The 14,723-nt window shown below is 73.7% G+C and carries 15 protein-coding genes; 7 read left to right on the top strand and 8 right to left on the bottom strand.

The window, feature by feature from the left end:
* Positions 1-13: 13 nt before the first annotated feature.
* Together TU30_RS02990 and TU30_RS02985 are read right to left on the bottom strand one after the other, a co-directional pair.
* The gene (locus TU30_RS02990; protein ID WP_042164147.1) at positions 14-1,126 is read right to left on the bottom strand and encodes a sensor histidine kinase KdpD; all 1,113 of its coding nucleotides are present in this window, start codon (positions 1,124-1,126) and stop codon (positions 14-16) included.
* A 2-nt stretch (positions 1,127-1,128) separates the two neighbouring features.
* Complete coding sequence (locus tag TU30_RS02985) at positions 1,129-1,851, bottom strand: response regulator transcription factor (RefSeq protein WP_042164146.1); 723 nt, start codon at positions 1,849-1,851, stop codon at positions 1,129-1,131.
* Between the two features lie 103 nt (positions 1,852-1,954).
* Between TU30_RS02985 and TU30_RS02980 the strand changes: the two genes are divergently transcribed.
* From TU30_RS02980 to TU30_RS02970, 3 genes are read left to right on the top strand one after another with little or no spacing between them, the layout of a single operon-like run.
* Positions 1,955-2,683 (top strand): glycosyltransferase family 2 protein, encoded by a 729-nt coding sequence (locus tag TU30_RS02980; protein ID WP_042164145.1) that lies wholly within the window; start codon positions 1,955-1,957, stop codon positions 2,681-2,683.
* Positions 2,680-3,315 carry a DUF2064 domain-containing protein gene (locus TU30_RS02975; protein WP_042164143.1) on the top strand — a complete coding sequence of 212 codons (636 nt, stop codon included), beginning with the start codon at positions 2,680-2,682 and terminating at the stop codon, positions 3,313-3,315. Before TU30_RS02980 ends, TU30_RS02975 begins: the two co-directional genes overlap by 4 nt.
* A gap of 59 nt (positions 3,316-3,374) precedes the next feature.
* Entirely contained in the window at positions 3,375-4,046 is a 672-nt protein-coding gene (locus TU30_RS02970) for a methyltransferase domain-containing protein (RefSeq protein WP_078878075.1), read from the top strand.
* 103 nt (positions 4,047-4,149) lie between these two features.
* Here the strand turns inward: TU30_RS02970 and TU30_RS02965 are convergent, their stop codons facing one another.
* Both TU30_RS02965 and TU30_RS02960 read right to left on the bottom strand, forming a co-directional pair.
* Positions 4,150-4,689, bottom strand: coding sequence for a hypothetical protein (locus TU30_RS02965; protein WP_234307756.1), 540 nt, complete (start codon positions 4,687-4,689; stop codon positions 4,150-4,152).
* Positions 4,690-4,702: 13 nt separating this feature from the next.
* Positions 4,703-6,019, bottom strand: a complete 1,317-nt coding sequence (locus TU30_RS02960; RefSeq protein ID WP_078878074.1) for a molybdopterin-dependent oxidoreductase — start codon at positions 6,017-6,019, stop codon at positions 4,703-4,705.
* Positions 6,020-6,132: 113 nt separating this feature from the next.
* Between TU30_RS02960 and TU30_RS02955 the strand changes: the two genes are divergently transcribed.
* Positions 6,133-7,509 carry a hypothetical protein gene (locus TU30_RS02955; protein WP_042164140.1) on the top strand — a complete coding sequence of 459 codons (1,377 nt, stop codon included), beginning with the start codon at positions 6,133-6,135 and terminating at the stop codon, positions 7,507-7,509.
* 81 nt (positions 7,510-7,590) lie between these two features.
* On the opposite strand, the gene msrB is transcribed toward TU30_RS02955, so the two are convergent.
* The 4 genes from msrB to TU30_RS02935 all read right to left on the bottom strand — a co-directional run bounded on the left by msrB (position 7,591) and on the right by TU30_RS02935 (position 11,043).
* Positions 7,591-7,998, bottom strand: coding sequence for a peptide-methionine (R)-S-oxide reductase MsrB (msrB, locus tag TU30_RS02950; protein ID WP_042164138.1), 408 nt, complete (start codon positions 7,996-7,998; stop codon positions 7,591-7,593).
* 49 nt (positions 7,999-8,047) lie between these two features.
* Entirely contained in the window at positions 8,048-9,436 is a 1,389-nt protein-coding gene (gene murC, locus TU30_RS02945) for a UDP-N-acetylmuramate--L-alanine ligase (protein ID WP_042164136.1), read from the bottom strand.
* A 63-nt stretch (positions 9,437-9,499) separates the two neighbouring features.
* Positions 9,500-9,973 carry an indole-3-glycerol phosphate synthase gene (locus tag TU30_RS02940; protein ID WP_176726230.1) on the bottom strand — a complete coding sequence of 158 codons (474 nt, stop codon included), beginning with the start codon at positions 9,971-9,973 and terminating at the stop codon, positions 9,500-9,502.
* 242 nt (positions 9,974-10,215) lie between these two features.
* Entirely contained in the window at positions 10,216-11,043 is an 828-nt protein-coding gene (locus tag TU30_RS02935; RefSeq protein WP_042164134.1) for a pyrimidine reductase family protein, read from the bottom strand.
* Between the two features lie 37 nt (positions 11,044-11,080).
* Between TU30_RS02935 and zapE the strand changes: the two genes are divergently transcribed.
* The 3 genes from zapE to TU30_RS02920 all read left to right on the top strand — a co-directional run bounded on the left by zapE (position 11,081) and on the right by TU30_RS02920 (position 14,714).
* Entirely contained in the window at positions 11,081-12,181 is a 1,101-nt protein-coding gene (zapE, locus tag TU30_RS02930) for a cell division protein ZapE (RefSeq protein WP_042164132.1), read from the top strand.
* 413 nt (positions 12,182-12,594) lie between these two features.
* Positions 12,595-13,176, top strand: a complete 582-nt coding sequence (locus tag TU30_RS02925; protein WP_042164130.1) for a carbonic anhydrase — start codon at positions 12,595-12,597, stop codon at positions 13,174-13,176.
* Between the two features lie 8 nt (positions 13,177-13,184).
* On the top strand, positions 13,185-14,714 hold the full coding sequence (locus TU30_RS02920) for a SulP family inorganic anion transporter (RefSeq protein WP_370626546.1): 1,530 nt from the start codon (positions 13,185-13,187) through the stop codon (positions 14,712-14,714).
* The last annotated feature ends 9 nt before the right edge of the window (positions 14,715-14,723 follow it).

The following is a 14,723-nucleotide window of genomic DNA, read 5'->3' as shown; positions in this document are numbered from 1 at the left end:
AGGCCGGCGGGGGTCAGTTCCCCGGTGTGGGGAGGGTGACCTCGAAGCGGCAGCCGCCGGTGACGTTGCGGACCGCGGCGGTGCCCCGGTGGGCCTCCACGAGGCCGCGGACGATGGCGAGGCCGAGGCCCGCGCCGGCGGGCGGGGTGCGGGCGTGGGTGCCCCGCCAGCCGGTGTCGAAGACGCGGGGCAGGTCCTCGTCGGGGATGCCGCCGCAGCCGTCCGTCACGGAGAGGACCACACCGTCGGCGAAGCGTTCGGCCGCGACGGCGACGGTGCCGTCGGCCGGTGTCCGGCGGATCGCGTTGACCAGCAGGTTGCCCAGGACGCGGCTCATCTCCCGGCCGTCCACCTCCACGGGCACCGGTTCGACCCGGCCGCCGACGAGCCGTACGCCGTGCTGGCGGGCGAGCGGGTCCGCGCCGGCGAGGGCGTCGCCGACCAGGTCGTACAGGGACATCCGGGAGAGGGACAGGGTGAGGGCGCCCGCGTGGATGCGGGAGAGCTCGAAGAGGTCGCCGACCATGCCGTTGAGGCGTTCCACCTCGGTGCGGATCTGGCGGAGATAGCGGTCGGGTTCGGCGGCGACGCCGTCCTCCAGGGCCTCGGCCATCGCGCGGAGCCCGGCGAGCGGGGTGCGCAGGTCGTGGGAGATCCAGGCGACGAGTTCCCTGCGGGAGGACTCCAGGGCGCGCTCGCGGTTCCGGGACTCGGCGAGCTTGTCGCTGGTGGCCTGCAGTTCCCTGCTGACCGCGGCGAGTTCGGCGGTGACCGGACCGTCGGGGGCGGCGAAGTCCCCGCCGTCGCCGAAGGAACGGGCGGCGAGCGCCAGGTCCCGGCTGCGGGCGACGACCCAGCGGCCGAGCAGCAGCGCGGTCGCCATGGAGACCACGGCGGCCATCGCGACGACGGTCGTCACCACGGTCAGGTCGTGCGCCGAGAGGAACATCGCCTGTGCGACGGCCAGCGTGCCCGCGAGCATCGCGGTGACCGCGACGGCCACGACGACCGCGAGATGCGCGGTGAGCGTCCGCCGCCGGATCAGCAGCAGGACGCACGCGCCGAGCGCCCCGGCCGCGGCGGCGCCGAGGAAGGCGAACAGGGCGATGAGCAGCATGTCGCGCACGCTCAGTCCTCCCCGCTCGCAGGGTCGAAGCGGTAGCCGACGCCCCACACCGTCCGGATGAGGCGGGGCCGTGCCGGATCGTCCTCGACCTTGCCGCGCAGCCGCCGTACGTGCACGGTGACGGTGGACAGGTCTCCGAAGTCCCAGCCCCACACCTCGCGCATCAGCTCCTCCCGCGCGTAGGCCCGCCCGGGGTGGCGCAGGAGGAACGCGAGGAGGTCGAACTCGCGGATGGTCAGAGCCAGTCCGGTGCCGTGCTTGGTGGCGCGGCGGGCGGCGGGGTCGACCCGGAGCCCGGCGGCGCGCAGGACGCCGGGCGCGGGGGAGGCGGCGGGGCGGGTGCGGCGCAGTACGGACTCGACGCGCAGTACCAGCTCGCGGGGGCTGAAGGGCTTGGTCACGTAGTCGTCGGCACCGACCTCGAGGCCGAGGATGCGGTCGTCCTCGTCGCCTCGCGCGGTGAGCATGATGACCGGCACGGGCCCTTGACCGCGCATCCGGCGGCACACCTCCAGGCCGTCCATGCCGGGCAGCATCAGGTCGAGCACGACGAGGTCCGGCCAGTGGTCCGCCGCCCTGGCGAGCGCGTCGGGGCCGTCGCCGGCCCGGTCGACGACGTATCCGGCGCGGTCCAGGTAGCCCGTGACGATCTCGGCGACGGTGGGGTCGTCGTCGACGACGAGGACCCGGGCGCCGGCCTCCGCGGGTGACTGCTGCTGCTCCATGCGGCCAGCCTCGCACCCCGCGCGCGTGTCCGGGGCGGCCGGCCGCCGACGTCCGCGTTTCGTAAGGAACCGATGTCCGGTATGCCGGGTTCGCGTTCGTAGGGTGAAAGCTGTGACCACCTCCTCCTTCTCTTCCTCCTCCGCTCCGCCGTCGGCGGGTGTGGACGTCGTCCTCCCCTGTCTGGACGAGGCCGAGGCCCTGCCGTGGGTGCTGGAGCGCGTCCCGCCCGGCTGGCGCGCGCTCGTCGTGGACAACGGTTCGACGGACGGCTCGGACCGGATCGCCCGCGAGCTCGGCGCGACCGTCGTCCGCGAGGAGCGGCGGGGCTTCGGGGCCGCCTGCCACGCGGGGCTGACCGCGGCCACCGCCGACATCGTGTGCTTCTGCGACTGCGACGCCTCCCTGCATCCGGCCGACCTGGTGCCGTTCGTGCAGGAGATCCGGGCGGGGAAGGCCGGCCTGGTGCTCGGCAGGCGCCGACCACAGGCCCGCGGCGCCTGGCCGGCCCACGCCCGGGCGGGCAATCTCGCCCTCGCCCGGCTGCTGCGCCGCCGCACCGGACTGCGGCTGCGCGACCTCGGTCCGCTGCGCGCGGCCCGGCGCACGGACCTGCTCGCCCTCGGTCTGACCGACCGGCGCAGCGGCTATCCGCTCGAGATGGTGGTGCGGGCCGCCGACGCGGGCTGGAGGGTCACCGAGCACGACGTTCCGTACCTGCCCCGCTCCGGCACGTCCAAGGTGACCGGCACCTGGCGCGGCACGTTCCAGGCGGTACGGGACATGAACCGGGTCCTGCGCGGGGCACCGGACCGTACGGGGGCGGCCTCATGAACGCGGCTCCTCCGGCGCACGGCCCCGTGACCCTGCTCGTCATCGCGAAGGAACCCCGTCCCGGCCGGGTCAAGACCCGGCTGACGCCGCCGTTCACGCCCGAGGAGGCGGCGGGGCTCGCCGAGGCCGCGCTGGCGGACACCCTGGACGTGGTGGCGCGCACCCCCGCGCGGCGGCGGGTCCTGGTGCTGGACGGCGCCCCGGGCCCGTGGCTGCCGGCCGGCGTCGAGGTCGTGCCGCAGTGCGCGGGCGGCCTCGACGAACGGCTGGCCGCCGCCTTCGCGCAGTGCGACGGACCCGCCCTCCTCATCGGCATGGACACGCCCCAGGTGACGCCGGAGCTGCTGACGGTGGACTTCGCCGACTGCGACGCGTACTTCGGTCCCGCCGAGGACGGCGGCTTCTGGGCGCTGGGTCTGGCCGTGCCCGACCCCGGGCTGCTGCGCGGGGTCCCCATGTCGGCCCCGGACACGGGTGCCGCGCAGCGGCGGCGGCTCGCGCGTCTGCGGGTGCGGGAGTTGCCGCGGCTGCGGGACGTGGACACGGCGTACGACGCCGGGGTGGTGGCCCGCGCGGCACCGGGCGGACGGTTCGCCGCCCGGCTGGCACGGCTGACAGCGACGCACCGGTGAGCCCGGTACGGGTGACGGCCGCCGCACGCACGGCGCCTCGGCGGACGCCCGACCGGCGGATGTCCTCCCCGGAACACTCCTGGTCCGCCGATCCCTACTCCGACGCCCTGCGCACCGGCCGGGGGCCGCTGTTCCTGCGCCGTACGGACGGGTGGCTGCTGCCGCTGGACGTCGAGCGGTGGTGCGCGGCGGCCGACGCCGCCGACCTGGACGTGCTCGCGCGCTGCGAGGGCACGGTGCTGGACGTGGGCTGCGGCCCCGGACGCCTGGTCGCGGCACTGTGCGCCCGGGGCAGGCGGGGCCTGGGCATCGATGTCAGCGGGGCCGCGGTGGAGCGGACCGTCCGCTGCGGCGGGCAGGCGCTGCGCCGTTCCGTCTTCGACCCGCTGCCCGGCACCGGCCGCTGGGGCACCGCCCTGCTCATGGACGGCAACATAGGCATCGGCGGCGATCCGCCCGCCCTGCTCGCCCGGATGGCTCAACTACTGCTTCCAGGCGGCCTGTTGCTCGTCGAGACGGCATCACACCCGGACGTCGACGAACGCGCCCTGGTGCAGGTCACCGACGCGCACGGCAGCCCCGGCCCGGCCTTCCCCTGGGCCCGCCTCGGCACTCCGGCCCTCCTGCGGCACGCGGACCACGGGGGCTGGCGCACCGACGCCCGGTGGTCGACGGGCGAGCGCTGCTTCGTCGCGCTGCGCACCGGCCGACCGGACCGGCCCGTACGCTGATCCCCGTAAGGAGAAGCGCGTACGGACAAGCCCGTACGGACGAGGGCGGGCGGCCGGGGTCCGGCACCTCGCCACCCGCCCTCGTCCGGCCCGGCCCCGCCCGTCAGCCGTCGGCGGACGGCGGTGGGGTCCCGTCCGCCACCGGCCCACGCCGCCGGCGCCGTACCGGCCCGTGTCCCCGCCTCCGCGCCCGTACCGCGAACAGGACCGCCGAGCCGCCGAACAGGACGGCCGTGAGAATCAGCCAGCGGGTCGCGTAGCCGTCGGCGGACAGCCCCGTGGCACCGGCGTAGCGCTCCGAGACCCTGCCGGTGATCAGCGGGAACCACACGAGCAGCAGCAGGCCCGACAGGGCGGCCGGCACCCGTACGTGGTTCACCCCCTCCCGGTGCCGGCCGGCGCTCCTCACCAGCAGGCGGTCGGCCGTCGCGTACAGCGGCAGCAGCACCAGGTCGTGGAGCACGGCCGCGCCCACGAACCACAGGGCGATCAGGAACCAGTCGCCGTCGAGCAGCCGCACCCCCGCGTACCCGCACAGGGCGAACGAGCAGAGCAGCAGGAGGAGGCGGAGAGGACTGCCGAGCACCGGCCGGAGCCGTGCCGTTGCTCGCGTGGACCGCGTGGACCGCGTGGACGGTGTCATCGGGCAGCGCTCCTCACAGGTCGCCGAAGGTCAGCCGGGCGACCCACTTGGTGGTGAGCACGCCGGGCGCGCCGGGGACGATGACGCGCGCCGGGTGGCCGTGGTCGGGGGACAGTTCCCCGCCGTTGACGGACAGAGCCAGCAGGGAGCGCGGGTCGGCAACCTGGTTGGCGCGCAGCGCGGCGCGGCGGAAGGCGCCACGGCGCTGCAGCGACTCCACGAACACGTCGACCGGGTCGTCGTGGCCGACGAGCGCGGCGAGGTCCCGCAGCCGTACGCCCCGCCACCACTGGTCCGAGGTGGACCAGCCCTCCACGCAGGCGATGGGCAGCGCCGCGCTGTGCTGCGGCAGGGCGAGCAGACCGGCGCGGTCCAGCCGGACGACGGTGCCGGTGGGTCCGGCGACCTCCAGCCGCCAGGCCTCCTCGCTCGTCTCGGCCGGGCGGATACCGGCGTACGCGGCCGTCTTGTTGATCTGGAAGGCGTTCGGTCCGGTGCCGGGCTCGGGACCGCCGTGCGGGGTGAGGACGGCGGTCCGGCGCAGCGGCCCGTCGAAGCTGCGTCCGGCGGAGGTGGCGAACAGCAGCAGCGAACCGCCGCCGACCAGCCCCAGCGCCCCGCGCCGCGAGACGGTCGGTGGATCCGGCTCGGGAGCCGCCAGGTCGTCGGTACGGTCGGTGCGGTCCTCCTCGCCCTTCCGTTCCTCCCGCATCTGCCTCAGATTGCGCAGTGCCGGCGGTGTCTTCAGCACCGCGTGGACGACGAACGCGCCGAAGAACACCCAGGCACCGTAGAAGTGCAGCGCGTAGAAGGAACCGGGGAAGAGGTAGTCGAGCTGGACGTTGAGGATGCCCGTGACGAACTCGAACAGCGCGCCGCCGACGAGGAGGAGCAGCGAGGTCCGCTCCAGGGCGTGGGTGACCGAGCGGGCCGGCGGGAGGGTGAACAGTCCGGGCACCACCGACCACAGCTTGGCCAGCAGCACCGGGACGAGGGCGAGCCCGAGCGTGACGTGGAGGCCCTGGGTGAGCCGGTAGAGCCAGGGCGGGTCGGTCGGCCAGGAGAAGAGGTAGAAGCCGAGGATCCCCTTGCCGGGGGTCTTGTCGTTCACCGGTGACAGGTTCGGGTTGTACGCGGCGTACGACAGGAGTCCCGTCAGGAACAGGACCGTGAGGCCCACGAGGAGTACCAGCCCGAGCACCGAGGTGAACCGGGCGCCGCGCACCGGACTGCGCCAGAAGCCCGGCGAGAACGGACCACGCGGGATGCCGCCGCGCCGCGGAGCGGCGGGGCGGCCGGCGGGGAGGGAGGACCGTGATGACCGTGCCATGCCCCGACCGTAGGTCCGGAGCGCCCCCGGAAAGGGTCCGCGAACGATGACGAAACCCTGACGTCCGCGCTCGTCAGCCGCCCGGCGGAGGGCGTCCGGCCTAGCGTGACGGCGTGACCCGCGACCTTCCCCCCGTCCGCCCCGCCCCTCCCGCCGGCCGGCACGGCCCCGCCCGTGATCTCGCCGCGGTCGCGGCGGCCGCGCTGCTCGTCCTGGCCGCCGTACTGGTCGGCGACGTTCTCCAGCGCCGCGACGGCACGCTGCGCGTCGGTCTGCCGCCGCTGCTGGCGCAGTGGGCGCCGCACGTCGGTCCGGGCACGCCGGCCGCGCTGCTCGTGGCGGCGGCCGTGGTGGCGTACGGCCCGTCCCTGGCGGCCCGCCTGTCCTGGCGGCCGCTGCTGCTCACGGTGTGGGGGGCGTCGCTGGCCTGGACGTGGTCGCTCGCCCTCGTCGACGGCTGGTTCCGGGGCGTCGCCGAGCAGTTGACGACACAGCACGAGTACCTGCGGGCCGTCGACCGCTTCCAGGACGTCCCCGCCGCCCTGCGCGGCTTCAGCGGGCACATCCTGCTCGACGCCCCGGACAACTGGCCCGCCCATGTCGCCGGGCATCCCCCGGGCGCGACTCTCACCTTCGTCCTGCTCGACCGGATCGGCCTGGGCGGCGGAGGCTGGGCCGGTGCCTTCTGCATCACCGTCGGCACCACGGCGGCGGTGGCGGTCCTGGTCGCCGTGCGCGCGCTCACCGAGGAGTCACTGGCCCGGCGTGCCGCACCGTTCCTGGTGCTCGCCCCGGCCGCGGTGTGGGTGGGCACGTCCGCCGACGGCTACTTCACCGCCGTCGCCGCCTGGGCCGTCGCCCTGCTCGCCCTCTCCGTGACGGGGCACCGGCCGGTCCGCACGGGTCTGGGATCGGGGCTGCTGTTCGGAGTGACCGTGTACCTGTCGTACGGGCTGACGCTGTTCGCGGTGATCGGCTCGGCGGTCCTGCTGCTGGGCGGGTGGGAGTGGCGTCGGCTGCCCCGGCTGCTGCTCCCGCTGGCCGCCGGGTTCCTGGTCGTACCGGTGGTGTTCACCGTGCTGGGCTTCGACTGGTGGGAGGCGTACCGGCTGCTGGTGACCCGCTACCACCAGGGGTCGGGCGGGGTACGGCCCTATGCGTACTGGGTCTGGGCGAACCTCGCCTGCACGGTGCTGGTCGCCGGCCCCGCCACGGTGGCCGGACTGCGCCGGTGCGGGAGTGGACTGCCGGTCCGGCGGCGGCCCGCCCCGCTCACCGGGTCCCTGGCCCTGCTGGTGCTGTCGGCGCTGCTCGCGCTGTTGATCGCCGACCTGTCCGGGATGAGCAAGGCGGAGACGGAGCGCATCTGGCTGCCGTTCGTGTTCTGGCTGCTCCCCGCCGGTGCCCTGCTGCCCGCCCCGCGCGCCTGGCTCGCCGGTCAGGCGGTCCTCGCCCTGCTCCTCAACCATCTGCTGCGCACCGGATGGTAGGGCGGGACGCCGGGAACCGCGGAGGGGCCGCCGGGGCTTCCCGGCGGCCCCTCCGCGTCGGCGCGATGCGCCGTGTGGGGATCAGCTCTCGGTGGGCTGCAGCTTCAGCGAGACGCTGTTGATGCAGTACCGCTGGTCCGTGGGTGTCGCATACCCCTCACCCTCGAACACGTGCCCGAGGTGGGAGCCGCAGCGGGAGCAGCGCACCTCGGTGCGCACCATGCCGTGCGACCGGTCCTCGACCAGTTCGACCGCGTCGGAGTCCCGCGGGTCGTAGAACGAGGGCCAGCCGCAGTGCGACTCGAACTTGGTCCCCGAGGTGAACAGTTCGGCACCGCAGGCACGGCACGAGTAGACACCCTCGGTCTTGGTGTCGGTGTACTCGCCGGTGAAGGCCGGCTCCGTGGCCGCCTGGCGCAGAACGGCGTACTCGGACGGCGACAGCTCCGCGCGCCACTGTTCGTCCGGCTTCTCCACGTCGTACGACATGAGCCTCCAGCCCTTCCATTCCCACGTCGGCGTCCTGCTCCGACGCTGCTTACTTCGACAGACGGTCCAGGATCAACGGGCCGAGGTCGGTGACGTCGCCCGCTCCCATGGTGAGAACCAGATCACCGGGCTCCGCCATTCCCGCGAGGACCTCCGGGATCTTCGCCCTGTCGTGCACCGGCGTCACGTCCGCGCCCGCCGCCCGCGCCGCGTCGATGATCAGCTCGCTCGTGACGCCGGGGATCGGGTCCTCGCGGGCCGGGTAGATGTCCAGGACGACCGAGGAGTCGGCCAGTGCCAGGGCCCGGCCCATCTCCTTGCCCAGCTCCCGGGTGCGGGAGAAGAGGTGCGGCTGGAAGACGACCAGGATGCGGGCGTCGCCCGCGGCGGCGCGCATCGCCTCCAGGTCGGCGGTCATCTCGGTCGGGTGGTGCGCGTAGGAGTCGACGACCTGGACGCCCGCCGCCTCGCCCTTGAGCTGCAGGCGCCGGTTCACCCCGGTGTACGCGGCCAGTGCCGGGGCCAGTTCGTCGGCCGGGATGCCGAGCGCGACGCCCGCGGCGAGCGCGGCCACCGCGTTGTGCGCGTAGTGGCGGCCCGGGACGGACACCGTGAAGGTGAGCGGGGCGCCCCCGAACTCGACGGTCACCTCGCTCTTGAGCCCCTGCGGCACGACCGACGTCACCCGCACGTCGGCGTCCGCCGCCTCGCCGTACGTCACGGTCCGGACCGAGCCGTCCAGCCGCCGGGTCAGTTCCCGCGCGCCCTCGTGGTCCGACGAGATCACCAGCGTGCCGCCGGGTACGATCCGGCCGACGAACGTCTCGAAGGACTCGTGGATCTCCTCCATGGACGCGTAGTTGGCGTGGTGGTCCAGCTCCACGTTGAGGATGATCGCGACCTCGGGCGCGTACGTGTGGAAGCTGCGGTCGGACTCGTCCGCCTCGGCGACGAAGATCTCGCCGTCGCCGTGCAGCGCGTTGGAGCCGGGCACGTCCAGGTCGCCGCCGATGGCGTACGACGGCCGGCGGCCCAGCTCGGTCAGGGAGACGGCCAGCATCGAGGTGGTCGTGGTCTTGCCGTGGGTGCCGGCCACCGCGATCGGACGCAGGCCGTCCATGAGGGCGGCCAGCGCGTCGGAGCGGTGGACCACGGGTACGCCCAGTTCGGCCGCGCGGACCAGCTCCGGGTTGTCCTCGCGGATCGCCGACGAGACGACCACGCAGCTCGCGTCGTCGGCCAGGTGCCCGGCCGCGTGCCCGATGTGCACGGTGGCGCCCAGCGCGCGCAGCGCCTCGGCGGTGGCGGACTCCTTGGCGTCGCTGCCGGCCACCTCGGCGCCGCGCTGCGCGAGGATCTTCGCGATGCCCGACATCCCGGCGCCGCCGATGCCGATGAAGTGCGGTCGGTCCATGGCGGTAGGAAGGCCGGGTGCCATGCGTGTCTCTCCCCAGTGGTGACGAGTTGTCTTCGCGCCCTCGCGGGAAGGCGCCGCCCCACCCTATGCCTTGCTGTGCGAGAACAGTTTCAGGACCGGCACCCCCACCTTGTGCCGGGCCCGGGAGGCCCAGTCGCGGTGGAAGAACTCCTCCACGTAGTGCGGGTCGGTGAGCACGATCACCTCGTCCGCCTCCGCCTCCTGGACCATCGTTCTCAGCGCGTCCAGGGGGTGGTCCTCGATCAGCCGGCCCTCGGCCCGGTGACCGGCGGCGCGCAGGGCCTGCAGGGACACCTCCAGGGCCCGCTCCCCCATGGTCATGGCCTCCTCGCCCTCGGGGGTCTCCCCCTCGCGGACGGCGTCGTCGAGCTCGCCGAGGGCCACGTCGTCGATGGCCCGGAGCAGCCGGTCCGCCTGCTCTCCGCGCGGCTGGAGCAGCACCTGGAAGGTGACCGCGTCGTCGCCGTGCAAGGTGGTGACGAACTCCACGTCGGCGGACGTCAGGGCCTTCTCGATCATCAGTACGCTTGTGAACACCAGGCGCCCCTTCTCGTCGGAGGGCCGTGGGCCCTCTCTCCCCGTGGGCCGAGCCGGGCCCTGCGGAAACCATCCTGCCCCGTGTTCGCACGGGCACTGCCGGAGTCAGTCTGCCCACCGCGACACCAAGCGGAACAGAACATTCCGCCGATGACCGGACCAGCGGTCATCCTCGAACGCACTTCCGGACTCCCCTGGGCGCTCCCGGACACCGCCGGAGAGTCCGGGTCCGCCCGGTCCCCTCAGGACCGCGTGTACCGCGTGAACAGGAAACCGTCCTCCTCCAACATCGCCTTCAGCGTGAAACGCCGCGGAAGTGTCACAGAGGGGCCACCGGCAATGCGCTGAGCGTCACCCGCGGTGAGCATCGGGGCGACGGTCAGACAGAGCTCGTCCAGCACACCGGCCGCCACCAGCTGCCCCAGCAGCCGCGGGCCGCCCTCGGTCAGCAGCCGGGTGTGCCCCAGCCGCGCGAGTTCCCGGACCGCCCGCGCCGGATCCACGCCGGCGCCCTCCCCGGCGGTCACGACCCGGGCCCCGGCCGCCTCGGCGGCGGCGGCCCGGGCCGGGGGCGCGGCGGCGCCGGCGAGGATCAGGGTGGGCACCAGCGGGGAGGTGAACAGCGGCAGGGAGAAGTCCAGGTCCAGGCTCGCGGAGACGACCGCGATCGCCGCCGCCGGCCCCTGCCCGGCGGCTTCCCGCGCCGCCGCGAACCCGGCACGCGCGCGTGCCGGACGGTAGCCCTCCTGGCGAACCGTTTCCGCACCGACGAGCACGACGTCCGCGAGGGCCCGCAGCGTGCCGAAGACCCGCATGTCGGCCGGGCTGGAGATGGGTTGCGAGCGGCCCTCGTGCTGGGCGGCGCCGTCGAGCGTCGACACCATGTTGGCCCGCAGCCACGGCCGCCGGCCCCCACCGGGCTCCGGCTCCGGGTAGGCGTACGCGGCCGCCAGTTCGGCCAGGCTCCACTCCCGGCCACCGTCCTGCGCGGCTCCCGCGCCGTCGCCGGCCGCACCGGCACTCGCCGAGGGAACTGCTGTTTCGTCGATCACGGGGAACAGGCGTCGCATGAACTGCAGTGTTCCACGCCCCGTAGTATGAGGAAGCGTGTCCTCCTCCCCCGCATCCCGGCCCGCCGTCACAGCCGAAGCGGCCCCGCTGTCCCTGTGCGCCCGTGAGCCGCACGTCCCCGCGGACCGGCTGGTCGCCGAGATGGTGCCGCCGCCGCGGTTCGACGCGGTCCGCTTCGACACGTACATACCGGACCCGGGCCGGCCCGGCCAGACCGAGGCCGTGCGCGTCCTCGAGGGCTTCGCGGCGGGTCTCGGCACAGCCCCCGCCGGCGGTTCCGGCAGGCGCGGGCTGTTCGGCTTCAGGAAGACGGCGAAGCCCGTCCCGGCCGGCCCCCGCGGCGTCTACCTCGACGGCGGGTACGGCGTCGGCAAGACCCACCTGCTGGCCTCCCTCTGGCACGCCACCCCGGCCGAGCCCGCGCTGAAGGCGTTCGGCACCTTCGTGGAGCTGACCAACCTGGTCGGCGCCCTCGGCTTCCAGCAGACGGTGAAGACCCTCTCCGGTCACCGGCTCCTGTGCATCGACGAGTTCGAGCTGGACGACCCCGGCGACACCGTCCTCGTCTCCACCCTGCTCGGCAGGCTGGTCGAGGCGGGCGTCGCGCTCGCCGCCACCTCCAACACGCTGCCGGGCAGGCTCGGCGAGGGCCGGTTCGCCTCGGCCGACTTCCTGCGGGAGATCCAGGGCCTGTCGGCCCACTTCCGCGCCCTGCGCATCGACGGCGAGGACTACCGCCACCGCGGTCTGCCGAAGGCGCCGCCGCCGTACACCGACGAGCTGGTGACCAGGACGGCGTACGCCACCGAGGGCGCCTCGCTGGACGGCTTCGCGGACCTGCTGGACCACCTCGCGAAGGTGCACCCCAGCCGGTACGGTGCCCTGACCGACTCGCTCGGCGCCGTGTGCCTCACCGGTGTGGGGCCGGTACCGGACCAGTCGACGGCGCTGCGCCTGGTCGTCCTCGCCGACCGGCTCTACGACCGCGAGGTGCCCGTACTCGCCTCGGGACTGCCGTTCGACGAGTTGTTCAGCGAGGAGATGCTGAAGGGCGGCTACCGCAAGAAGTACTTCCGGGCCATCTCCCGCCTCACCGCCCTGGCCCGGGACGCCGGCCGGCTCACGGGAACCCGGTGACCCCGTGACCCGGTGCCCCCGTGACCCGCGGAGCCCGACGCCCGGTCGCCCCTCCGGGTGAGAGCCTTTTCAGGCCATCCCACCTCTTTTTTTCAGGCACCTTCCCGCGCCGAACATCGATTTAACCCTGCAAAGGCCTTTGCAGGGTTAACGTGTTTCTTGACCAATCATTGACCGACCATTGGCGCACCCAAGAGGCGCAAACCGTCTCGAGGAACACATGTTCCAAGGTCCGGCGACCGCGGCCACATCCTCGGCACTCACCGCCCCTTTACCCGCGCTTCACCCCGGCGCCCTTCACGAACACATATACGGCCCGTGAATCAAGGGCCGGGAATTCTCCCGAAAACGCATTCCCCACCTGTCATGCCCGTCCGACGCGCCCCCCACTGCGCGCCAGGAGGAATCACCACATGCAGCCCCTCATCGACAACGCCCGCACATTCGGTCAGCGCCCTGAGGAGTTCGCCCGCCTCGCCGAGGGTCAGTCCCCCGACGTCCTGTTCATCACCTGTTCCGACTCCCGGGTCGTACCGGCCCTGATCACGGGCGCCCGGCCCGGCGAGCTCTTCGAGCTGCGTACCGCGGGCAACATCGTCCCGCCGTACGCCTCCGGGCACCCCACCGCCGAGGCCGCCACCGTCGAGTACGCCGTGCAGGTCCTGGGAGTGAGCGACATCGTGGTCTGCGGCCACTCCCACTGCGGGGCCATCGGCGCGCTGGTGCGCGGCGACGACCTGGGCGCCGTACCTGCCGTGCGCGACTGGCTGGCGCACGCCGCCGACGAACCAGCGGTCTCCGACGCGGCGGACCCGGCCTGCGCCGACGCCGTGCAGCACCACGTCCTGGCGCAGCTGCTGCGGCTGCGCTCCTACCCGTGCGTCGAACAGCGGCTGGCGTCCGGGCGGCTGAGGCTGCACGGCTGGTACTACGAGGTGCACACCGGCGCGGTGCGCGAACACCGCGCCGCGACCGACGCGTTCGAGGCCCTGTGAGCACGGCCGTGTCCAGGTTCCCTCATCTGCGGCAGGACTTCGCCGCCTCGCTCGTCGTGTTCCTCGTCGCCCTTCCGCTGTGCGTGGGCGTCGCCGTCGCCTCCGGTGTCCCGGCCGAACTGGGACTGGTCACCGGCATCGTGGGCGGTCTGGTCACCGGTCTGCTGCCGGGCAGCAGCCTCCAGGTGTCCGGGCCGGCCGCCGGGCTGACCGTGCTGGTCTTCGAGGCGGTCGACACCTACGGGCTGCCCGCACTCGGTGTGATCGTGCTGGCCGCCGGGGTGCTCCAGCTGGTCATGGGCGCCCTGCGGCTCGGACGCTGGTTCCGCGCCATATCGGTCTCGGTGGTCGAGGGCATGCTGGCCGGTATCGGCCTGGTGCTCATCGCGGGCCAGTTGTACGCGGCGGCCGGGCTGGAGGCGCCCGCCGCCGGTGTCGACAAGATCCTCGGGCTGCCCGGCGCCGTTGTGGCCGCGCTGGGCAGCCCGGAGGCGCTCACCCCGCTCGCCGTGGGCGCGGGCACCGTGGCCCTGATGGTGCTGTGGCGGCGGATGCCGGGACCGGCCGGGGCCGTACCCGGCGCGCTCGCGGCGGTCCTGCTGGCGACCGCGGTCACCCTCGCGTTCGGGCTGCCCGTCGCGACGGTCGAAGTGCAGGGTCTGCTCGGCGCCGTCCAGCCGCCCGGCGCCGACGCCTTCGGCGAACTGGCGAGCGTCGGCCTCATCGGCACGATCGTCGCTTTCACCCTGATCGCCTCCGCCGAGAGCCTGTTCAGCGCCGCGGCAGTGGACCGGCTGCACGACGGCCCGCGCACCCGGTACGACAAGGAGCTCATGGCGCAGGGCGCGGGCAACACGGTGTGCGGGGTCCTCGGTGCGCTGCCCATGACCGCGGTCATCGTGCGCAGCTCGACCAACGTCCGGGCGGGCGCCCGGACCAAGGCGTCCCGGGTGATGCACGGCGTGTGGCTCCTGCTGTTCGCCGCACTGCTGCCGTCCGCGCTGGCGCTGATCCCGCTGCCCGCGCTGGCCGGGATCCTGGTCCACGCGGGCTGGAAGCTGATCCCGTTCCGCCCGGTCGTCGCGCTGTGGCGGGGGCAACGGGGAGAAGCGCTGATCCTGGCCGTCACCGCCGTGTCGATCGTCGTGGTGAACATGTTCGAGGGCGTGCTGATCGGTCTGGCGCTGTCGGTCGTCAAGACCGCCTGGGAGGCCTCGCATGCGAAGCTGAAGGTCATAGACAAGGGGGCGGGACCGATCCAGGTGTATCTGTCGGGCAACGCGACCTTCCTGCGGCTGCCACGGATCCTCGACACCCTGGAGTCGCTGCCCGAGGACCGCCCGGTCGAGCTGAACCTGACCGGCCTCCACCACCTGGACCACGCCTGCCGTACGGCACTGGGGGACTGGGCGGAGCAGCACGGCGCGGCCGGCACGGTGCCCGTGAGGATCACAAAGGGTCCGAAGACGAGATCGACGGACCACGACACGCGGGTCGCCGCGGTTCAGGCTCCGCCCGGCGGATCAGATCCGAGGTGACCGGCCGCG

Origin of the sequence: Streptomyces sp. NBRC 110035 (genome assembly GCF_000829695.1) — a bacterium.
GTDB lineage: Bacteria > Actinomycetota > Actinomycetes > Streptomycetales > Streptomycetaceae > Streptomyces.
Note: the sequence above shows the minus strand (reverse complement) of the source record. Positions and strands in the feature narration are given on the sequence as shown.